General features: G+C 71.6%; 18 protein-coding genes. 5 read left to right on the top strand and 13 right to left on the bottom strand.

Annotated features, from left to right (window positions below; all coding sequences use genetic code 11):
* Positions 1–4 precede the first annotated feature (4 nt).
* Positions 5–727 carry a CPBP family intramembrane glutamic endopeptidase gene (locus ACI3ET_RS05190; RefSeq protein WP_405031903.1) on the bottom strand — a complete coding sequence of 241 codons (723 nt, stop codon included), beginning with the start codon at positions 725–727 and terminating at the stop codon, positions 5–7.
* Positions 728–868: 141 nt separating this feature from the next.
* Between ACI3ET_RS05190 and ACI3ET_RS05185 the strand changes: the two genes are divergently transcribed.
* A complete protein-coding gene (locus ACI3ET_RS05185) occupies positions 869–1,390 on the top strand; it encodes a DUF427 domain-containing protein (protein ID WP_405031902.1) in 522 nt (173 codons plus the stop codon).
* A gap of 24 nt (positions 1,391–1,414) precedes the next feature.
* Here ACI3ET_RS05185 and ACI3ET_RS05180 read toward each other — a convergent pair whose 3' ends face one another.
* The 6 genes from ACI3ET_RS05180 to ACI3ET_RS05155 all read right to left on the bottom strand — a co-directional run bounded on the left by ACI3ET_RS05180 (position 1,415) and on the right by ACI3ET_RS05155 (position 9,170).
* Positions 1,415–2,926 carry a UDP-N-acetylmuramoyl-L-alanyl-D-glutamate--2,6-diaminopimelate ligase gene (locus ACI3ET_RS05180; RefSeq protein ID WP_405031901.1) on the bottom strand — a complete coding sequence of 504 codons (1,512 nt, stop codon included), beginning with the start codon at positions 2,924–2,926 and terminating at the stop codon, positions 1,415–1,417.
* A 22-nt stretch (positions 2,927–2,948) separates the two neighbouring features.
* Positions 2,949–4,904, bottom strand: coding sequence for an alpha-amylase family protein (locus ACI3ET_RS05175; protein ID WP_405031900.1), 1,956 nt, complete (start codon positions 4,902–4,904; stop codon positions 2,949–2,951).
* Positions 4,901–5,755 (bottom strand): carbohydrate ABC transporter permease, encoded by an 855-nt coding sequence (locus ACI3ET_RS05170; RefSeq protein ID WP_405031899.1) that lies wholly within the window; start codon positions 5,753–5,755, stop codon positions 4,901–4,903. Before ACI3ET_RS05170 ends, ACI3ET_RS05175 begins: the two co-directional genes overlap by 4 nt.
* Entirely contained in the window at positions 5,752–6,945 is a 1,194-nt protein-coding gene (locus tag ACI3ET_RS05165; protein ID WP_405031898.1) for a carbohydrate ABC transporter permease, read from the bottom strand. The genes ACI3ET_RS05170 and ACI3ET_RS05165 overlap by 4 nt, the downstream gene beginning before the upstream one ends.
* A 1-nt stretch (position 6,946) precedes the next feature.
* On the bottom strand, positions 6,947–8,323 hold the full coding sequence (locus ACI3ET_RS05160; protein ID WP_405031897.1) for an ABC transporter substrate-binding protein: 1,377 nt from the start codon (positions 8,321–8,323) through the stop codon (positions 6,947–6,949).
* 118 nt (positions 8,324–8,441) lie between these two features.
* Positions 8,442–9,170 carry a SprT-like domain-containing protein gene (locus ACI3ET_RS05155; protein WP_405031896.1) on the bottom strand — a complete coding sequence of 243 codons (729 nt, stop codon included), beginning with the start codon at positions 9,168–9,170 and terminating at the stop codon, positions 8,442–8,444.
* A gap of 52 nt (positions 9,171–9,222) precedes the next feature.
* Here ACI3ET_RS05155 and ACI3ET_RS05150 point away from each other — a divergent pair, with 52 nt between their 5' ends.
* The 3 genes from ACI3ET_RS05150 (at position 9,223) to ACI3ET_RS05140 (ending at position 11,950) form a co-directional block, all read left to right on the top strand.
* Positions 9,223–9,609, top strand: a complete 387-nt coding sequence (locus ACI3ET_RS05150; RefSeq protein ID WP_405031895.1) for a DUF6394 family protein — start codon at positions 9,223–9,225, stop codon at positions 9,607–9,609.
* 24 nt (positions 9,610–9,633) lie between these two features.
* A complete protein-coding gene (locus ACI3ET_RS05145) occupies positions 9,634–11,382 on the top strand; it encodes an NAD-binding protein (RefSeq protein WP_405031894.1) in 1,749 nt (582 codons plus the stop codon).
* A 67-nt stretch (positions 11,383–11,449) separates the two neighbouring features.
* On the top strand, positions 11,450–11,950 hold the full coding sequence (locus tag ACI3ET_RS05140; RefSeq protein WP_405031893.1) for a hypothetical protein: 501 nt from the start codon (positions 11,450–11,452) through the stop codon (positions 11,948–11,950).
* Between the two features lie 84 nt (positions 11,951–12,034).
* Here the strand turns inward: ACI3ET_RS05140 and ACI3ET_RS05135 are convergent, their stop codons facing one another.
* Together ACI3ET_RS05135 and ACI3ET_RS05130 are read right to left on the bottom strand one after the other, a co-directional pair.
* Positions 12,035–12,898: a transglycosylase family protein gene (locus ACI3ET_RS05135; protein WP_405031892.1), complete on the bottom strand. Its 864-nt coding sequence runs from the start codon at positions 12,896–12,898 to the stop codon at positions 12,035–12,037.
* 230 nt (positions 12,899–13,128) lie between these two features.
* Positions 13,129–14,337 (bottom strand): AAA family ATPase, encoded by a 1,209-nt coding sequence (locus ACI3ET_RS05130; RefSeq protein WP_405031890.1) that lies wholly within the window; start codon positions 14,335–14,337, stop codon positions 13,129–13,131.
* Positions 14,338–14,461: 124 nt separating this feature from the next.
* Here ACI3ET_RS05130 and ACI3ET_RS05125 point away from each other — a divergent pair, with 124 nt between their 5' ends.
* Positions 14,462–15,283, top strand: a complete 822-nt coding sequence (locus tag ACI3ET_RS05125; protein WP_405031889.1) for an HAD family hydrolase — start codon at positions 14,462–14,464, stop codon at positions 15,281–15,283.
* A 14-nt stretch (positions 15,284–15,297) separates the two neighbouring features.
* Here the strand turns inward: ACI3ET_RS05125 and ACI3ET_RS05120 are convergent, their stop codons facing one another.
* From ACI3ET_RS05120 to ACI3ET_RS05105, 4 genes are all read right to left on the bottom strand, one after another.
* Positions 15,298–15,627 (bottom strand): rhodanese-like domain-containing protein, encoded by a 330-nt coding sequence (locus ACI3ET_RS05120; protein ID WP_405031888.1) that lies wholly within the window; start codon positions 15,625–15,627, stop codon positions 15,298–15,300.
* 54 nt (positions 15,628–15,681) lie between these two features.
* Entirely contained in the window at positions 15,682–16,542 is an 861-nt protein-coding gene (locus ACI3ET_RS05115; RefSeq protein WP_405031887.1) for an Fpg/Nei family DNA glycosylase, read from the bottom strand.
* Positions 16,535–17,623 carry an App1 family protein gene (locus tag ACI3ET_RS05110; protein WP_405031886.1) on the bottom strand — a complete coding sequence of 363 codons (1,089 nt, stop codon included), beginning with the start codon at positions 17,621–17,623 and terminating at the stop codon, positions 16,535–16,537. The genes ACI3ET_RS05115 and ACI3ET_RS05110 overlap by 8 nt, the downstream gene beginning before the upstream one ends.
* 95 nt (positions 17,624–17,718) lie before the next feature.
* Positions 17,719–19,452 (bottom strand): peptidoglycan-binding protein, encoded by a 1,734-nt coding sequence (locus ACI3ET_RS05105; RefSeq protein WP_405031885.1) that lies wholly within the window; start codon positions 19,450–19,452, stop codon positions 17,719–17,721.
* Between the last annotated feature and the right edge of the window lie 239 nt (positions 19,453–19,691).

Below are 19,691 nucleotides of genomic sequence, written 5' to 3'. Positions count from 1 at the left end.
GGGGTCACTCCAGGAGGTTGAGCAGCGGTGGGAGGAGCAGGAGCATCCCGGTCGACCACGTGATGTGCGTGATGATCGGGCCGAGCACGCCGCCGGTGACCCGGCGCTGCAGGCCGCAGACCAGCCCCAGGCTGGCCGCGGCGAGGACGAGGAGGGGGACGCCGACGACCACGGTGGTGAGCGCGTAGACGACCGTGGTCGCGGCCACGGTCCAGCGCTGCGGGATGGCGGCGTAGAGCGCGCCGCGGAAGAAGATCTCCTCCGCGACGCCGTTGACCATGGTGAGCACCAGGACGAGGGGGAGCGAGCCGTAGCGCGCGTGGTCGAGCAGGTCGTCGACGGGGCCCCGCAGCACCGGGACCTGCGCCACGAGGAAGGCGCCGCCGAGGTAGATGGCCAGGAGCAGGGCGCCGAGGCTGAAGGACTGGATCACCGGCCGGGCGTATGACGTGCCGCTGCGGGTGTGGGCGCGCCCGAGGTAGAGCGGTCCGGAGAGGAACCCGCCCACCACCCAGATGACGGCGAGCAGGGCGGTCCCGAGGTAGAACAGCGGGTCGCCCGGCGGCAGCCGGAGGGACCACCACAGCAGCCCGGCGCCGACGAGGAGGGTCAGCGTCGAGACGACGCGGCGGCGGCGCAGCACGTGTGCCGCGTCGCGCTGGTTGCGGGGGACGGGCGTGACGAGGGATGCGCGCAGGAAGGAGCGCAGCTCGGCGACGGGGTTCACGCGGTCCACTCTCCCCTATCCCTGCGGTGACGGCTCATCGGACCAACATTTGACAGTCTTGTGACAATCTCTTGACAAACCTTGTGCACGACGCCATGATCATCTCATGCCCGCTGCTGCCGACTTCCTCCCGTGGTGCCGATGAGCCGAGCACCGCACCCCGGTCCCACGACCAGCGAGTCGGTCTGGGACTACCCCAGACCACCGGCGGTGGATGCCGCCGGTGGCGAGGACGTACGGATCGTGCTCGGCGGCGTCGAGGTGGCCCGCACCGACCAGGCCCTTCGCGTCCTGGAGACCTCGCACCCGCCGACCTACTACCTCCCGGCCGGCTCGTTCGCCTCGTGCGTGGTCCAGCCGGCGGCCGGCCGTCGCACCGTCTGCGAGTACAAGGGCGTGGCGACCTACTGGGACCTCGTGGTGGAGGGGACCAGGTTCGTGCGGGTCGGCTGGAGCTACGACGACCCGGCCATCGGCTTCCGGGCCCTGCGCGGTCACATCGCCCTGACCCCCGGGGCCATCGACCGGGCGACCGGCCCCGACGACGGGTGCTTCGTCGACGGCGAGCGGGTGCTGCCCCAGGAGGGCGGCTTCTACGGCGGCTGGATCACCTCCCGCGTGACCGGGCCGTTCAAGGGTGGGCCGGGCACCCTCGGCTGGTAGGGCTGGGCGCCTGCCCTGCGCCTCCTACGCGTCGGCGTGCTCGTCGTGCCGGAGCCTCAGCGCCGTGCGCGCCTCCCCGATCTCCACCCACGGCACCGTCTCGGTGTCCCGCTCCAGCGTCTCCTCCGGCCCCTTGCCGGCGAGCAGGACGGTGTCCTCCGCGCCCGCCTCGCGCACGGCATACCTGATGGCCTCGGTGCGGTCCCCGATCGAGACGAAGTTGTCGCGCCCCGCCTCGCGGGCACCGCGCTCCATCTCCGCGAGGATGTCGCGCAGGGGGGTGCTGCGATGGTCCTCCTCCGTGAAGACGGCGTGGTCCGCCTGCCGCGTCGCGACCTCGCCGAGGGGTGCCCGCTTGGAGGGGTCGCGCGGTCCGCCGGCCGAGCCGAGGACGACCCACAGACGACCCTCGGTCGTGACCCGCACCGTCGCCAGCGCCTTGTCCAGGCTCGGCGGGGTGTGCGCGAAGTCGACGATCACCCGCGGGTCGCCAGGCTCGCGCTCGAGCATCTCCATCCGCCCCGCCACCCCGGGGAACGTCGCGAGCGCGGCGACGAGGTCGGCCAGGGGCACGCCCGTCGCGGCCACGCCGGCCATGGCCGCGAGGGCGTTGGCCACGTTGAAGCGGCCGATCATCGGCAGGCGGGCCTCGGCCCGGCCCCCGGGCGCGTGGACGGTGACCGTGATCTCCTGGGGTCCCTCGAGCACGTCGGTCGCGCGCCAGTCGGCGTCCCCACCCTCGGCGGAGTATGTCGTGCACGTGCGCCCGCCCGCGGTGGCGAGGGGGACCAGCTGCTCGACCCAGGGCAGGTCGTCGGCGTTGAGGACGCTGTGGCGGGCGCGCTGGACGAGCTTGGCCTTGTCGGCGAAGTACTGCTCCATCGTCCCGTGGAAGTCGAGGTGCTCGCCGGTGAGGTTGGTCCAGACCGCGACGTCGTAGGAGACGCCGCGGACCCGGTCCATCGCCAGGGCGTGGCTGGAGGACTCGACGACGGCGGCGGTGGCCCCGTGCCGGACCATCTCGGCGAGGATGTGCTGGACCTGGGGGGCCTCGGGGGTGGTGAAGTGCGACGGCGGCTGGCGCAGCACCCGGTCGGGCAGCTCGTAGCCGATGGTCGACAGGAGCCCCGTCTGCGCGCCCGTCTCGCGCAGCAGGTGGAGCGCGATGCAGGAGGTCGTCGTCTTGCCGTCGGTGCCGGTGACGCCGAGGACGGTGAGCTGGTCGCTGGGCCGCCCCTCGACCGCGGTGGCGGCGTCCGCGAGCGCCTCCCGCGCGCTGGCGACCCGGAGGTAGGGGACGGGAGAGGCGGTGTGCTCCGGCAGGCCCTCGCCGATCACGACGACGGCGCCGGCCTCGACGGCCTCGTTGATGAAGGAGTGCCCGTCGAAGCGGGCCCCGCGGACCGCGACGAACGCCTGACCGGGACGGATCCAGTCGGCCTGGTGGCTGACCCCGGTGACGACCGTGTCGCCCTCGTGCCCGGTCCGGTCGGCGAACGGCACCCCGAGGGCGTCGGCGAGGTCGGCGAGTCTCATGGCGGACAGCCTAGCCAGCGGGTCAGGGTCGGACGAGCCACACCGGCTGGTACGTCGAGAGGTAGAGGGAGCCGTCGGCCGCGAGGTGGGGCGGGTAGCCGTTGAGGGCGTCGATCACCTGCGCCGGGTTGAGGCCCTGCTCGCGGATCCACCAGCCGGGGACCTCGCGGCCGGTCTCGGTGATGTTGTAGAGCATGAGCATCGGGCCCACGGGGTGCCTGCGCACGACCGCGAAGATGCCGGGGTCGGGGCTGGCGACGACCGCGGCCTGCACGCTCGCGTGCAGGTGCGGCAGCGACGCGCGCGTCAGCGCGAGGTGACGCATCCCGGCATACACCCGCCCCACCGCCGACTCCGGGTCCCGTCGGGCGGCCGCGACCAGCTCGTCGTCCAGGCGAGGACGGTGCGCCCACCGGTTGTCCGCGGCGTGCTCAGGCGTGGCGGCCCAGGACTCGTCGTTGAGCGCGGCCACCTCGTCGCCGGACCAGACGACCGGGATCCCGCCCCAGCCGAAGACGACGGTGTACCCGAGCAGCAGGCGTGCCACCGCCTCGTCGACCGCCGGCACGGCGCCCTCGTCGGTGCGGCGCAGGGCCGTGCCCAGGCCGGCGAGGCTCGCCGCGCTGCCCGAGATCCGCATGTCGCCGGTCGCCGGGTTGTGCTGGAAGACCAGACCTTCGGCGGTCGATCCCTCGAACTCGCCGGAGTACCAGCGGGACAGGAAGCCACGGTGGCCCCAGCCGTCGAGCATGACCGCGCGGGCGTCGTCGTCGTCGATCGCCCAGCCGATGTCGTCGTGGCAGCGCAGGTAGGTGATCCAGGCCGTGGTCGTCGGCACCGCCGGGAACCGCCCGAGCGCGTGCGTCGCCAGGCGGGAGTCGCGGCTGGCCAGCATCGACCAGACCTGCACCATGAGGCTGTTGTGGTAGGCGAGGTCGGAGACCTTGCCGTGGTGGCGGCCCTGCCCGAGGTAGTGGACGACCTCGTTGGGCCCGACGATCGCCTCGGCCTTGAAGATCAGTGCGGGCGCCGTCATCCGGGCGACCGCGCGCAGGGCCTGGGTGAGCTGGTGCACCTCCGGCTCGTTCTGGCAGGGGGTGCCCATCCGCTTCCACAGGAAGGCGATGGCGTCCAGCCGCAGCACCTCGACGCCCTGGTTGGCCAGGAACAGGATGACGTCGGCCAGCTCGCAGAAGACGTCGGGGTTGTCCCAGGCCAGGTCCCACTGGTAGGTGTTGAAGGTCGTCCAGACCCACCCGTCGAGCTCGTCGTCCCGGGTGAAGCTGCCCGGCGCGAAGTCCGGGAAGACCTCGGGAAGCGTCCGCTCGTAGGCGTCGGGGACGGTGCGGTCGGGGTAGACGTGGAAGTAGCGCCGGTAGCGCTCGTCGCCGGCCCGGGCCGCGGCCGCCCACGCGTGCTCGCGCGCGACGTGGTTGAGCACGAGGTCCAGGCACAGGCTGATGCCCTCGGCGCGCAGCCGGGAGGCGAGGGCCCGCAGGTCCTCCATCGTGCCGAGGTCCGCGCGCACCTGCCGGTAGTCGGCCACCGCGTAGCCACCGTCGTTGGGCGCGGGTCGCGGCTGGAGCAGCGGCATCAGGTGCAGGTAGCCCACCCCCAGCTGGCGCAGGTGCTCGACCCGCTCGCCGACGCCGGGCAGCCCGGTGCCCTCGGGCGCGAACCGCTCGGCGTAGGCGGCGTAGCCCACCATCTCCGGGCGCTGGAACCAGTCCGGCTCCAGCATCCTGCGCTCGTCCAGCAGGTGCAGGTCGTCGTCGCGGTCGCGGTAGGCGGCCGCGGCGAGCAGGAGCACCCGCTCGGCCACCGCGGTGGGCTCGGGGTAGGGCGCCAGGCCCTCGACGAGGTCGTCCCACCACCGGTCGACCCGCAGCTCGAACGTCGTCCGCCGGTGGGCAGGGAGGCCCGCCAGCAGGCGTGCGATCTCGTCGCGGGTCGACCCGGTGAGGCCGGCCGGCGTCACCCCTTGACCGCACCCGACGTCATGCCGCGCACCAGGAAGTTCTGGAGCACGAAGAACACGATCATCGGCAGCACCATCGAGATGAAGGCTCCGGCGGTGAGCAGCTCAGCACCCTGACCCTGCGTCCCGAGCAGCTGCTGGAGCTTGACGATCACCGTGGTGTTGTCGTTGCTCAGGAACAGCTTGGCGATGAGCAGGTCGTTCCACACCCACAGGAACTGCAGGGTGGCGAACGCGGCCATGGCGGGCATGGCCATCGGGGCGATGAGCTTCCAGAAGATCTGGAAGTTGGAGCAGCCGTCGATGCGCGCGGACTCGACGACGCTGAAGGGCAGCGTGGCCATGTAGTTGCGCAGCATGTAGATGGCCAACGGCATGCCGAAGCCCGTGTGCAGCAGCCACACCGCCAGGTACTGGCCCGAGATGCCCAGACCACGGGGCCCCAGGATGTCGAGCAGCGGCGCGAACGCCACCTGGATCGGGACCACCAGGACCGCCACGATCATGATGAAGAGGGCGTCCTTGCCCCGGAAGTCCATGAACGTGAACGCGTAGGCGGCGAAGGCGGCGAACATGATCGGGATGATCGTCGCCGGGATGGACACCGCGATCCCGTTGATGAAGGCGTTGCCCATGTCGGCCTGCTCGAACACCCGGCCGTAGTTGTCGGTCGTCCAGCCGCCCTTCCACAGCGCCTCCCACCACCCGGAGGTGGCGGCGGCGTCGCGGGTCCGCAGGCTGGTGACCAGCAGGCCGACGGTCGGCAGGCTCCACAGGATGGCCAGCAGCAGCATGACCACCATCGAGAAGGGACTGCGCTGACGCCCGTCCTTGAGTCGTCCAGCGTTCATCGCATGGCCTCCTGCTCACGGAACTGCCTGACCTGGTAGATCAGGATCGGGACGACGGCCAGCAGCAGCAGGACCACGAGCGCGCTGGCCAGGCCGGCCTCGCCGCGGGCGAACAGCTGGTTGAAGAACTGGTTGGCGATGACGTCGGTGTTGTCGCGCCCGTTGGTGAGGACGTAGACGATGTCGAAGACCTTGAGCACGAGGATCAGCACGGTGATGAACACCGTGATGATCGTGGGCTTGATCTGCGGGATGACCACCTGCCAGAAGATCTGCAGCTCGGTGGCACCGTCGATCCGGGCGGCCTCGATGGTGTCCTCCGGCACGCCCTTGATCGCCGAGGACAGCAGCACCATGGCGAAGCCGGTCTGCAGCCAGATCAGGATGACCATGAGCAGCAGGCTGTTGAGCCGGCCGTCGTCGATCGAGAGCCAGCTCTGCGGCGTGCCGCCGAACTGCTGGACGATCGCGTTGAGAGCGCCGGTCTGGGGGCGGCCGGGGGCCTGGTAGGCGTAGACCGAGGTGAGCCAGATCGCCGAGGCCGCGACGAAGCTGATCGCCATCGGCAGGAAGATGAAGCTCTTGGCCATCTTCTCGCTCGTGGCCGACAGCTTGTCGGCGAGCACCGCCACGAGGATGCCGAGGGCCACCGTGATGGCCGGCACGATCGCGATCCACAGCAGGTTGTTGAGGGCGGCCGACCAGAAGGCGCTGCTGGCGAAGAGGTCGCGGTAGTTCTGCAGGCCGACGTAGGCGGTGCTGTCCCGGTTGGCGAAGCTGTAGTGGATGGTCTGGATCACCGGGTAGAACAGCATCAGGGCGATGAGCGAGAAGCCCGGCAGCAGGAAGGCGTAGGGGATGAGCCCGTGCTCCAGCCTGCGGGGCAACGCCTCGACCGCGACGTTGATGAACCAGAAGAGGATGGCGGCACCGCCGACGCCGGCGACCAGCCCCAGGGCTCCCATGAGGAGCTTGGAGTCGAAGAACCACTGGGGATAGAAGGCGAAGGCCAGGAACAGGTTGAACAGGGCCCACATCGTGACTGCGATGCCGGCCACGCCGATGAGGAGCTTGACCGGTTGCAGCCCCTGGTCGCTGGGCACCTCCGCGACGGGGCTCGAGTGCTCGACGCGGGGGTCCTCCTGCGGGAGGTCGGGCCCAGCGGGTGGAGTGGCGTGTGAGTACGTCATGTCAGTTGGTCTCAGACGCGGCGTCGTTCTTCATGTCCTCCGGCCAACTGTTCCAGATCTCCTCCGTCACCTGCTCAGCCGTCTTGTCACCGCGCTGGAACTCGACCATGCCCTTCCAGAAGGAGTCGGACCCGACCTCCTTGGGCATGACGTCCGAGCCGTCGTAGCGGAAGACGTCGGCGGTGCTGGCCATCTCGGCGACCTGTCGGGTGATCTCGTCGGGGTAGAGGCTGGCGTCGAAGGTACGGTGCGGGCTGAGCCACCCACCGCCCTGCGCCCACGGGCCACCGAAGTCCGGGGAGGTCAGGAAGTCCATCAGCGCGATGGTGTCCGCGTCGTAGGAGAAGGCTGCCGCCAGGTCGCCACCCCCCAGGATGGGCTGTCCCTCGAAGCCGTCCTCAGCGGGCGGGAAGACGAAGATGCCGATCTCCTCGTCGAGGTTCTCCTGCACGTCGGCGGGGAAGAAGCTGGTGGCGAAGTTGCCCTGACGCATGAGGAAGCAGTCCGGCTCGGCCTGGAAGGCCGGGGTCATGGCCTCGGCGAACGGCGTCGACAGGATCCCGTCGACCCCGCCCAGCACGTTGCCCTCCTTGTTGGCCAGCTCGCCGTAGGCGTTGAAGGCCTCGACCACGCGCGGGTCGTCGAACGGCATCCGGCCGTAGATCCAGTCGTCGTAGACGTCCGGGCCGTGCAGGCGGAGCATGTACTCCTCGATCCAGTCGGTGCCGACCCAGCCGGTCGCCTGTGCCGACTCCCAGCCGATGCACCAGGGGGACACGTCGGTGTCGTCCTGGATCTGCTGCGCGATCTCGTCGAGCTCGGCGAGGTTGGCCGGCTCGGTGCTCCAGCCGCCCGCCTCGTAGGCCTCCTTCGGGTACCACACGATCGACTTGACCGCCATCCGCATCGGGGCGGCGTAGACGCGGCCCTGGTAGCGCGCTGAGTCGAGGAAGCCCGGGACGAGGCTGGCGTTCAGGCTGTCGTAGTTGAGGTACTGGTCCAGGGGGACGATCGAGCCCTCCGCAGCCAGCTGCAGGACGCCACCCGGCTGCGGGAAGAGCCCGACGTCGGGCGCGTCGCCGGAATTGACGCGCAGCAGGATCGTCGTCGTGAAGTCCTGGTCGGAGACGTACTGGACGTCGATCCCGGAGGACTCCTCGAACTCGGCGAGGGACTCGACGAAGAGCTCCTCCTCGCCACCACCGAAGGCGCCCAGGATCGTCACGACCCCGTCACCCTCCTCGGGCTCGGCGTCGGCGCCGAAGCCTCCTACGCCACCCGAGGGGTCGGGGTTCTGCAGACATCCGGTCAGGGTCACCGCCAGCGCCACCGTCATCGTGGTCACTGCGCCGCGTCGCACGCGTGAACTCGCCACCATTGGCTCCTTCCTCGTCGGTGCCGTGGACAGGGGCCGCCGGGGTGGGCCCGTGTTCGCTCAGACCAGCACGTCAGACTCGACCCTACTCAACAACCAGTCGCCGCGTCAGCCCCACGTGTCACACTTTGGTCACGCTTCGTCGCGCCCTGTCCGACGACGCCGTGCTCAGCGGGTGGGCCAGCGCGAACGGCACGTAGAGCCGCCCACCGGGGACCTCCACGAGGTAGCGGGTGCGCCCCCGGCGGACCACACGACCCGTCGTGCCGCCGTGCCGGCCGCCCCCGCCGACCCGCAGGAGGGCCCCCGGGCGCAGCAGGGCCGACCTGTCCGTCGGCGGCGCGCCCTGCAGCTGCGCCAGCGTCCCGGCGACGACGGGCCCGAGCTGCTCGTGCCCGACGGGGCGACCGTCGAGCCACCAGTCCAGGACCCGCTCCACATCGGTGACGCCGCGGCAGCGGGCGCACAGCAGGAGCCGCTCGGGCCGACGGTGCCGGTGCACCACGTGCCCGGCCGCGCACCGGCCCTGCCAGCGACCGGCCACCGCCGGTTGGTCTGCGGTGTAGCAGCGGGCACCGCTGGCGCCGATGCCCACCGCACGGGCACGCCATACCTCGTCGTGCCCGTGGCGCGGACCGACGAGCGCGTGCGCGATCTCGTGGAGCACCGTCTCGCGCACCTCGGGCTCGTCGTGGGCAGCAGTCAGGTGCCGGCTCAGGGTGATCCGCCGGGTGCCGAAGTGGGTCGCCCCGGCGCGCACCTTGGCGCGGTCGAAGGCGAACTCCCAGCCGGTCAGGCCGTGGAGGTCCATCAGCGAGCGCGCGGTCCGCGCGGCGAGGGTGAGGTCCACCCCCCGATGGTAGGTACCCGCACCGACGGTCCCGCCGCGTTATGGTCGGCGTGTGAACCTAGAGAAGGTCGTCTTCGGCTTCTTCGTCCTGCTGGCGGCGACGCTGAACTTCGGCTACGTCATCGGAGAGATCGACAACCCGCGACTCCACAACGTCTACGAGCTGTACGCCGCGGTGGCCGTCAACATCATCGCCACCATCCTGAAGTTCGGCGACCGCACGCAGATCGGTGCCGTCCACCTGGCCACCAGCCTCGTCGCCAGCATCCAGCTGATCATCGCGGCGCTCGTGTGGATCTGGGGCTCGCACGTCGACCCGGCCGGCCTCACCGGCGAGCACATGGCCAGCGTGGTCTCGATCGCCGCCGGCGCCCTCCTCGCCAACATCGTCTCGGTGATCCTGCTGGTCATCGAGACCGTGTCCTACCGGCGCCGCTGACCCGGCAGCGGCCGGTCCACCCCCATGGTCAACCTGCTCCAGCTGCTGCAGCGGGGCAAGCCTGCCCGCAACCGCCCGGACAGCCTGCGGCGGGTGCGCGTCGAGGTGCCCGCGGAGCCGCCCGCGACCGACGCGCTGTTCCTCGTCCTGCGACGGATGCGGATGCCGCTCGTCGTGGTGGTGTCGGTCTTCGCGCTGATGACCTTCGGGCTGTCGGTGATGCCGGGTTCGGAGGCCAACCCCGAGCGCCTGTCGGTCTTCGACTCCTTCTACGTCATCAGCTACACCGGCCTGACGATCGGTTTCGGCGAGGTGCCGCACCCGTTCTCCTACCCGCAGCGGATCTGGGTGACGCTGACGATCTACGCCAGCGTGATCGCGTGGTCCTACAGCCTGGCCTCGCTGCTGGCGCTCGCCCAGGAGCACACCTTCCGGCAGGCCATCGCCCTGCAGCGCTTCGGGCGCAAGGTGCGCGGGATCAACGTGCCGTACGTGCTCGTCGTCGGCTACGGCCAGGCCGGCGAGGCCGTGTGCCGGGCGCTGGACGACCAGGGCCGGCAGTTCGTCGTGCTCGACAGCGACCCGGAGCGCGTCCAGCGGCTGGCCCTGGACGGCTACTCCACCGACATCGCCGGGCTGGCGGCCAGCGGGCGGGACCCGCGGATCCTGGGCATGGCGGGGCTGGCGCACGACAACTGCGAGGCGGTGCTCGCGCTGACCGACAACGACGAGACCAACCTCTCCGTCGTCATGAGCGTCAACCTGCTGCGGCCCGAGCTCATGGTCATCGCCCGCTCGAGCGACCGCGAGCACGCGCAGCAGATGCACGACTTCGCCGCCGACGTGGTCATCAACCCGTTCGACCGCTACGGCGCCTACCTGGTGATGGCGCTGCGCCGGCCGGCCGGCTTCCGGCTGGCGTCCTGGTTGATGAGCCCGCGCGGGACCGAGCTGCCGCACAAGCTGGAGCACCTCTCCGACGGCCACTGGGTGGTCTGCGCCGACGGCACGTTCGGGTTCGAGGTCACCCGCGACCTGGAGAGCGCCGGCCTCGACGTCCTGCTCGTCGACCCGCGCGACGGGCGCCCGGACGTCTCGGACGCGGTGGGCTTCATCGCGGGAGCCGAGTCCGACATCGTCAACATGGCCATGGCGGCGCACGCCCGGATCGAGAACGACGAGCTCTTCATCGCGGTCCGGCAGAACTCCGCCGTCAACGAGGCCCCGCTGCGCGCCTTCGACGCCGACTCGGTGTTCGTGCCGACCGAGCTGCTGGCGCGCGAGGCGGTGGCCCGGATCACCTCGCCCAACTACTGGAGCTTCATCGACCACGTGCTGCACGAGGACGACGACTGGGACGCCCGGGTCATGGACGAGATCGTCGCCATCGTCGGGGACGAGACGCCCGTCAGCACCCGCCTCGACGTCGACTACAGCAACGCGCCCGCCGCGCTGCGCTGGATGAGCGACCACGAGCTGACGATCGGCGACCTGCTGCGCGACCCTGACGACCGTGAGGTCCGGCTCGCCGCCTACCCCGCCGTGCTCGTGCGCAACGGCCGGCGCAACTTCACCCCACCGCTCGAGATGACGCTCCGGGAGAACGACAGCCTGCTCTTCCTCGGACGCGAGGAGGACCTTCAGGTCATGCGCGCGACGCTCTTCCACGACAGCGCCGTGGAGTATGTCGTCACCGGTCGCGAGGTCGCCACCGCCTGGGTCTTCAGGGTCGTCCAGCGCATCCGGTGGCGTCTCCGCGACCGCGCGCGCTGACCGACCGGACGGGTCGCGGCGGAGCGGGACCGGACGTGGCACGGCGCGCGGGCCGTAGGGTGGGTGGATGGGTCTCTTCGACCGGCTGAAGAACGCCGCCTCCCCCCGCTCCGGCGAGCCCGAGGGGAGGGTGCGGGCACTGCCCGACCCGGGTGATGCTCCGGTGCGCGACCTGCCCCTGACGCCGGAGTCGCGGCGCATCGGTGACGAGGAGCGCGCACGGATCGCCGAGGCACTCGCCGTCCTCGAGTCCGAGGGCGTCGACGTCGGCGACCTGGGCTCGATCGCCGCAGGCCTCGACCGCGCCCTCGTCGACTGGCAGCAGCGGCACGGCGACGACCACGACGGGATCGTGCAGCGCTACGCGATCGGCATCGGCGAGCACCTGGTCCGCACGACGGACCTGGCGTGGTCGGTCGTCACGGACGTCTTCGGCACGGACCTCGCGGTGTCGGCGGGCGACTTCGTCGTGGTGCCGTCGAACCTCGTCGCCGTCCGCTGGATGCGCCGCGAGACCGGCTGGGTGCCCCGGGTCGTGGGCCACATCGTCGAGCTCCGCAACCGCTGACTCGCACGAACGACACGCACGAACGACCGGACGCGCGGTGCGGCAGTCGTGCACCGCACCGCGCGTCCGGTCGTTCGAAGGGCGTCAGCCCAGGTGGAGCGTCTGGCCCTCGATGATGAGGTTGGCGTCCGCCAGGTCGTTGACGGACACGAGGGTGCTGACCGAGACGCCGTGCTCGCGGGCGAGCTCGGCGAGGGTGTCGCCGCGCTCGACGGTCACGGTGCCCGAGGCGGTGCCGTCGGCGGGGACGAGCATCACGTCACCGGTGAAGATCAGGACGCCGCCGTCGACGAGGTCGTTGATCGCGACGAGGTCGCCGACAGTGGTGCCGTAGTCCTGCGCGATGGAGCCGGTGGTCTCGCCACGCTCGATGACGTGCTCGTCCAGGTCGGCGGCGACCGGGGCCTGCTGGGCCGGGGCCTGCTGGGCCGGGGCCTGCTCGACCGGGGCCTGCTCGACCGGGGCCTGCTCGACCGGGGCCTGCTCGACCGGGGCCTGCGACTGCTGGGGGGCGGCCTGCTGGGCCGGGGCCTGCTCGGCCGCGGGCTGCTCGGTCTGGGTCTCCTGCGGCGCGGCGTAGCTGGCGCCACCGGCGGTCAGGCCACCGACGACGGAGCAGGTCGGCCAGGCGCCGGGGCCCTGGACGGCGAGGGTCTTCTCGGCGACCGCGATCTGCTGGTCACGGCTGGCCAGGTCGGCGCGGGAGGCGTACTGCCCGCCGCCGAAGCCCTCCCAGGTGGACTGCGAGAACTGCAGACCGCCGTAGTAGCCGTTGCCGGTGTTGATGCTCCAGTTGCCGCCGGACTCGCACTGGGCGACGGCGTCCCAGGTGGAACCGCTGGCGGCCTGGGCGGCGCCGGCCCCGGTGGTGACGGCGGCCAGCGCGACGAGGCCGGTGGCGGCGCTCAGCGCGGTGATGCGGCGCGAGCTGATGGCACGGTGCTTCATGGATGAACCTCACGGGACGGGATCAGGGAAACGTCGCCGCAGCCGGAACCACGACGACGACTCACCGTGACGGGCTTTCCTGGGAGTTTCCCGACCCCATTCACATAAAACTCTCATAACCACCACGTGATCACTCCGTGATCTTCCCGTGATCTGCGATGATGCGAGCACATCGTGAGACCTGTCACATCCGGTGGCCCTGGCCCACCACCCGGCGCATCCGATGCCGCTCACGCCTGTCCGAGCAGGTACCTCCCGAAGTGCGGCACCGTGAACGCGATCCGACCCCGTTCGCCCGAGTAGATCAGCCCCTTCTTGAGCAGCGCGTCCCGCGCCGGCGAGAGCGACTGCGGCTTGCGTCCGAGGTGGGTGGCGATGTCGGCGGTGGCGACCGACCCCACCTCGTCGACGTCCCGGCCGGCCTCGGCCTGCTGGGCCGCGAGGTCGGCCATCGCGCGCAGGTACTCCCGCTCCCCCGGCGTCGCCCGCTCGTAGCGCGACCCGAAGAAGCCGACGGCGAGCTCGGCCTCCGCCTCGGGCGCGGCGACCCGCACGTCCTCCGCGGTGATCGGCGAGGCGGGCGCGAGGTCCCAGACCTCCTTGCCGTAGGCCTGGATGAAATAGGGGTAGCCGCCGGTCGCGGCATACATCGCCTCGAGCGCCTCCCCCGCCCACGCGGCGCCCTCGTCGGCCGCGGGGTTCTGCAGCGCCCGCGCGGCCTCCTCGCGGGAGAGCCGGTCGATGCGGTTGTAGCGGAACAGCCGCTCGGAGTAGGACTTGCTCGCCGAGAGCACGGCCGGCAGGTGCGGCAGCCCGGCGCCGACGACGATGACCGGCAGCGCCGACTGGCTCAGCTCGTGGCACGCGGCGCAGATCGCGGACACGTCCTCGGGCCCGAGGTCCTGCATCTCGTCGATGAAGATGCCCACGCCCTTGCCGACGTCCGCCGCGAGTCCGCCCACGTCGGTGAACAGCTCCACGAGGTCGATCTCGATGTCACCGGAGTCGGCCCGCCCGCTCATCGCGGGCACGTCGATGCCCGGGTTCCACCGGTCGCGCAGCTTGGCGCCGGGCTGGTCCTTCTGCGCGAAGGCCTTGATCACGCCGAGCACGTGGTCGACCTCCTCCCCGCGAGGGTGGCCCAGCTCGCGGACGGCGACGTGCAGCGCCGCAGCCATCGGGCGGCGCATGCCCTGCTCGGGTCGCGCCTCGTACTTCCCCGTCCCCCACCTCGCGCGCACCGCGGTGCTGCGCAGCGCGTTGAGCAGCACGGTCTTGCCGACGCCGCGCAGCCCGGTGAGGATCATCGAGCGCTCCGGCCGCCCCCGCCGGATCCGCTCGAGCACGACCTGGAAGCGTTCGAGCTGCTCGTCGCGGCCGGCGAGCTCGGGCGGGCGCTGGCCCGCCCCGGGGGCGTAGGGGTTCTTGATCGGATCCACGATCGGACTGTATGCCGTTCTCTAGGACTTTCGCGAGAGACACGCAGAGACGCCGATCGACACCCCACCGGCCGTCGAATCACCTTCTCTGCGCTGCTCTAGGCCGACGGCTAGAGTGGCCCAGATGCGTGCAGAGGCCCTGAGCGAGGTGCCGCTCGGCCAGCGGGTGACCGTCCGTCACCGCCTCCCCGACGGTGGCGCCAGCGATGCCGTGGGGCACCTGACGGAGCGCACCGCCGAGGCGGTCACGCTGCACACCCGCCGGGGGCCGGTCCAGATCCGCCTGCGCGACGTGCTCGTCGCCCGCGTCGTCGCCGCCGTGCCGTGGCGCGTCGCCTCCTTCCTGCGGCGCGCGGGGGTGGCGGTCCTCGACCTCGACGGGGTGCTCCGCACCTTCGACACCGAGGGTCACGTGGGTCGCGCCGCGGGCGAGCTGGGGATGGAGATGCGCGACCTCCTCGAGCTCGCGTTCGGGCTCCCGGAGGCGCGGGCGATGCTCACCGGCCGCTCCCGGCACGCCGAGTGGATGAGCGCGCTGCGGACCCGGCTGCTCACCGACACCCACCCCGAGGACGCCGTCGACCGCACCCTCGCGGCCTGGCTCGCCGACCGCGGCACGCCGCTTCCCCACAGCACGGACCTCGTCGACGAGCTGGTGGCGGCCGGCACCCCGGTCTTCGTCTTCACCAACGGCACCGACCGGGTCCCTGAGGAGCTGGAGCACATCGGCCTGGGGCACCTCGTCCCGCTGCTCCTCAACGCCTGCGACCTGGGCTTCGCCAAACCCGCACCCGCGGCGTATGCCGTCGCGCACGCCGAGATCGAACGTCGCCTCGGGCGCGCCGTGGGTCGCGCGGAGGTGCACTTCACCGACGACCGGCCGACGAACGTCGACGCGGCCAGGGTCTTCGGCTGGCAGGCCCGGGTCTTCACCCCGCCTGCCTGACGAGGAGCCGCCGGTCAGAGGACGGTGGGCTCCCGACCGTTCTCCGAGGTCATCGCCTTCCCCTGACGCTGCCACGACTGCATGCCGCCCTCGACGTTGACGACGTCGAAGCCCTGCTGCACGAGCCACTGGACCGTCCGGCCGGAGCGGCCGCCGCTGCGGCAGATGATCGGCAGCGACTCCTCGGTGCTGGGCAGCTCGTCGAGGCGGGCGGGCACGTCCCCCATCGCCAGGTGGATGGCGCCGGGGGCGTGGCCGGCGGCGAACTCGTCGGCCTCGCGGACGTCCACGACGAGGGCGTCGTCGGGCAGGTCGGTGACGGGGACGGTCGGGATCAGGCTCATGCGCCCATCCTCGCACCGGGCCCTCCAGCGCGCGCGGCTGCCGGGTCACCGCGCTCAGCGCAGCAGCCGGGACATCCTGCGGTCGGCCAGCTCCTTGCCGCCCGTCTGGCAGGTGGGGCAGTACTGCAGCGAGCTGTCCGCGAAGGACACCTCGTGGACGGTGTCGCCGCACACCGGGCACGGCTCGCCCGTCCGGCCGTGCACGTTCATGCCCGCCCGCTTGGCGTCCTTGAGCTCGGTGGCCGGCCGCCCCTCGGCCGCCAGCACCGCTGCGGTGAGGGTCGTGCGCAGCGCCTCGTAGAGCTTCTGCACCTCCTCCTCTGTCAGCGTCGCGGCGATCGCGAACGGCGAGAGCCGCGCGGCGTGCAGGACCTCGTCGGAGTAGGCGTTGCCGACGCCGGCGAGCACCGACTGGTCTCTCAGCAGGCCCTTGACCTGGGTCCGACGCCCCTGGAGCAGCGCCGCGAACTGCTCCGGGCCGAAGTCCTCGGCCATCGGGTCCGGGCCGAGGCTGGCGACGCCCTTCACCTCGGTGGGGTCACGCACGACATACGCCGCCAGGCCCTTCTTGGTCCCGGCCTCGGTGAGGTCGAAGCCGGAGTCGTCGTCGAGCCGCACCCGCAGCGCGATCGGGGACTTGCCCGGTCGCACGCGCGTCTCCGGCACCACGTCGTACCAGCGCAGCCAGCCCGCACGGGCGAGGTGGAAGACCAGGTGGGTGCCGTCCACGTCGAGGTCGACGAACTTGCCGTGCCGGGAGACGGCGTCGACGGGGCTGCCGACGAGCGCGTCCGGCGGCGGGTCGAAGGTCTTCAGGACCGCGATCGAGCCGAGCTCGACGTCGGTGACGACGCGGCCCACGGCCCGCTCGGCGAGGAAGTCGACGAGAGCCTGGACCTCGGGCAGCTCAGGCACGTCGGGCCTCGCCGTCCGGACTCCCGTCGCGCTCGCGCCGCCCCTCGCGCGCCGCCACGAGCAGCTGGTGCAGTCCGTAGCCGTTGCTGGCCTTGAGCATCGGGACGTTGGGCCGCTTGCCGAGCAGCTCGTCGGTCGCCACCGGCAGACCGCTGGAGAGCACCTGCTGGGCCGGGGTCAGCTCGCGCAGGCAGATCGCCTCGACGGCCGCGGGGTGCTCGCTGGCGAACTCGCCGTAGATCACCGGGTCGTGCTGGCCGTCGTCGCCGACGAGGATCCAGCGCAGGCGCGGGAAGTCGGCGCACAGCCGGCGCAGCTCCTCCTCCTTGTGCTCCTGCCCGGAGCGGAACCAGCCGGTGTTGGTCGGGCCCCAGTCGGTGAGGAGCAGCGGGCCGAGCGGGTAGTCGTGCCGCCGCAGGAAGCGGGTCAGCGCCGGCGCGGTGTTCCAGGCGCCGGTCGAGAGGTAGAAGACCGGCATCCGCGGCTCCTCGGCGACGAGCGCGCGGTAGAGGGAGCCCATGCCGGGCACCTTCTCGCGCACCAGCTCCGAGCGCACGAAGGTGTTCCACCCGGCGATGAAGATACGCGGCAGGTGGGTGACCATGATCGTGTCGTCGATGTCGCTGACCAGGCCGACCTGCACGTCGGGGTCGACGACCATCACCGAGACCGTGACGGTGTCGCCGTTGGCCGACGTGATGCTGGCCTCCTGCCAGCCCGGCCCGAGCCCGTGCCCGGGGACCTGCGCGTCGACGTAGCCGCCACGGTCGCTGACCGCCTCGACCTGCGCGTTCCCGATCGTGACGCTCACCCTCACGCCTCCGGCGGGGGCGGTGAGGAAGACCCGCCAGCCGCGCTGGGCGATGTCCAGGAGCGAGTCGTGCGCGTGGGTCAGCGCGGTCCGACGTTCCTCGGGCTCGTGGCGCGAGAGCACGACGCGCGCGAAGACGCGTGCGTGCTCGGCGTTGGCATAGCCGGTGTAGCCGAAGACCCGCTCGTGCCAGCCCTTCCTGCGCAGGCGTGACTCGATGCGGCGTCGGACCGAGTCCTCGAACCGGGCCGCGATGTGGGGACGCGCCATGCGCACACCCTAGTGGGCACCACCCACGAGCGGGTATGGCGTGCCAGAAGGTATGACGTCTCAGGCGAACCGGCCGGGTGCGTCGCGACCGCCGGTCAGTTGGAGCCGATGAGCGCGGACGCCTCCGTCAGGCGGGCGGCGGTGGCGCGCGCCCGTTCCTCGGCGGCCGTCTGCTCCGGGTCCGCGTCCTCGGCGTCCTCGGCGCTCGCCGCGGGGTCCGGGACCTCGGGGTCGAGGGCCTCGAGGGCGTGGGCCTCGACCGCCGCCCAGGTGGGACCGTCGACCAGCCCCGAGGGCTCGAGGTCGGCGCCCTTCTGGACCTCCATGACGGCGGCCTCGGTGATCGGGCCGAACGAGCCGTCCGCCTCGACGCCGAGAAGCTCCTGCAGCAGGGTCACGGCACCACCGGCGTAGGGGTTCTCGAGGTCGGTCTCCGTCAGCGCGGCTGCCACGAGGGCGCCGTCCGGGTCGGCGGTCCGGTCCAGGCTGCCCCGGTGCAGGGCGACCTCGCGCACGACGATGGTGGGGTGGGCGACACGCTCGAGCGGGACCCAGGTCAGGGGGGTGACGACGGCCGGGTCGTCGCCCCGGCGGGCCGCCTGGGCCGCGAGCAGCGGGACCGTCTCCTCGAACTCCGCGAGCGCAGCGGCGGTGAGCGGGCCGAACGAGCCGTCGGTCTCGACCCCGAGCGCCTCCTGCAGCACCTTCACCGCCTCGCCCTGGTCACCCTCGGTCAGGACGTCGCGACGGTGGGGGGTGAACTCGGTCCGCTGCCAGTCGGCGGGGGCGATCGACAGGGCACCCGCGGGAAGGGGCGAGAGCTCCCAGCCCTGGGCCACGGCATACGTGAAGTCGTCGGCGACCCCGGTCGCGGGCAGTCCGTTCTCCTGCTGCCACTCCATGAGCGCACGTCGGGTGACGTCGTCGAGGACGCCGTTGACCGGCAGGCCCAGCTCCTGCTGCAGCATCGAGACCCCGTTGCCGGACTCGCCGGGGCGGACCCGGCCGAGACCGGTCGCCGGCGCCTCCGCGACGACGGGCTCGCACGGTGCGAGCCGGACCGTCTGGTGGACGGCGGCGTACTGCCAGGGGGTGACGTCGCAGGGGCCCAGGTCCGGCTGGGTGACCGCGACGCCCGTCCACCAGGAGGTGCGCATCTGGGCACCGTCCCAGGTGAAGGAGAAGTGGATGTGGTCGGTGTGCGGGTTGGCGGTGTAGAAGCTCCAGGTGCGGCTGTCGGCGCTCCAGATGAGGCCGTTCCAGATGAGGTACTCCAGACCGAAGCGGTGGGCCATCTCGCCGTCGTTGTCGGTCAGCCAGGTGATCGTGGAGTCGGCGATCTGCCGGTCGACGGGGTCCCAGGCGTCCAGCGCCCAGTCGAGCGCCCGACCGTCGTGGTGGAACGAGGCGTAGTCGATGCACGGACGGGCACCGGAGTAGGCCGGGCGGCCGTAGTGCTGACTGAGCAGCAGCGCGAAGGCGGTGACACCGGGGCGGTCGACCGGGTCGCAGGAGACCTGCTGCGCGAACGGACCCTTGGCGTCGACCTCGGCGGGCAGGCCCTCGTTGACCGGCGGGTCGGGGACGACGGAAGGGTCGATGGCGACGGGGATGAAGGTGGCCGCACCGCCGAACCCACCGTCGGGGCTGAAGCCGGAGCGGGTGGCGGGTGCGGGTAGGACGGCCGGGAGGGGAACCGGGGAGGTGTCCGGCGCGTCTCCCCCCGAATCGGGTGCGGTGGCGTCCGCGGCGAACGCGGGGGCGCCACCGGCCATCAGCACGCCGCACAGCAGGAGTGCGGCCCGGGCACGAGCTCCCGGACCGAGCATGCCGCTACCCCTGTGGCGCGCTCCCCCTCTACGTGGCATTTCCTGTTGCTCCTCGTCATTCCACGGCTCACAACCAGCCCCAGACCGTGATTGGTTCGCCGATCCGAGACTATGCCCCCCGGGTGGTCCGTGACCACCCTTGTGAGTGGATCGTGATGACGGAGAGACCAACAACACAGTGCGGGTGATCACACACATCCCACCAGTCACTCCAGTTACTTCTGACCCACGTCGCCGGA

The organism is Ornithinimicrobium jinqii (genome assembly GCF_045032595.1).
Classification (GTDB): domain Bacteria; phylum Actinomycetota; class Actinomycetes; order Actinomycetales; family Dermatophilaceae; genus Ornithinicoccus.
This window is presented reverse-complemented; position numbering and strand designations above follow the sequence as displayed.

Coding starts and splice junctions, on each gene's coding strand:
- ACI3ET_RS05120 (WP_405031888.1), bottom strand. CDS start 15,627: ATGAGCCTGATCCCGACCGTCCCCGTCACCGACCTGCCCGACGACGCC.
- ACI3ET_RS05145 (WP_405031894.1), top strand. CDS start 9,634: ATGGTCAACCTGCTCCAGCTGCTGCAGCGGGGCAAGCCTGCCCGCAAC.
- ACI3ET_RS05135 (WP_405031892.1), bottom strand. CDS start 12,898: ATGAAGCACCGTGCCATCAGCTCGCGCCGCATCACCGCGCTGAGCGCC.
- ACI3ET_RS05110 (WP_405031886.1), bottom strand. CDS start 17,623: ATGGCGCGTCCCCACATCGCGGCCCGGTTCGAGGACTCGGTCCGACGC.
- ACI3ET_RS05160 (WP_405031897.1), bottom strand. CDS start 8,323: ATGGTGGCGAGTTCACGCGTGCGACGCGGCGCAGTGACCACGATGACG.
- ACI3ET_RS05105 (WP_405031885.1), bottom strand. CDS start 19,452: ATGCTCGGTCCGGGAGCTCGTGCCCGGGCCGCACTCCTGCTGTGCGGC.
- ACI3ET_RS05170 (WP_405031899.1), bottom strand. CDS start 5,755: ATGAACGCTGGACGACTCAAGGACGGGCGTCAGCGCAGTCCCTTCTCG.
- ACI3ET_RS05185 (WP_405031902.1), top strand. CDS start 869: ATGAGCCGAGCACCGCACCCCGGTCCCACGACCAGCGAGTCGGTCTGG.
- ACI3ET_RS05125 (WP_405031889.1), top strand. CDS start 14,462: ATGCGTGCAGAGGCCCTGAGCGAGGTGCCGCTCGGCCAGCGGGTGACC.
- ACI3ET_RS05180 (WP_405031901.1), bottom strand. CDS start 2,926: ATGAGACTCGCCGACCTCGCCGACGCCCTCGGGGTGCCGTTCGCCGAC.
- ACI3ET_RS05140 (WP_405031893.1), top strand. CDS start 11,450: ATGGGTCTCTTCGACCGGCTGAAGAACGCCGCCTCCCCCCGCTCCGGC.
- ACI3ET_RS05165 (WP_405031898.1), bottom strand. CDS start 6,945: ATGACGTACTCACACGCCACTCCACCCGCTGGGCCCGACCTCCCGCAG.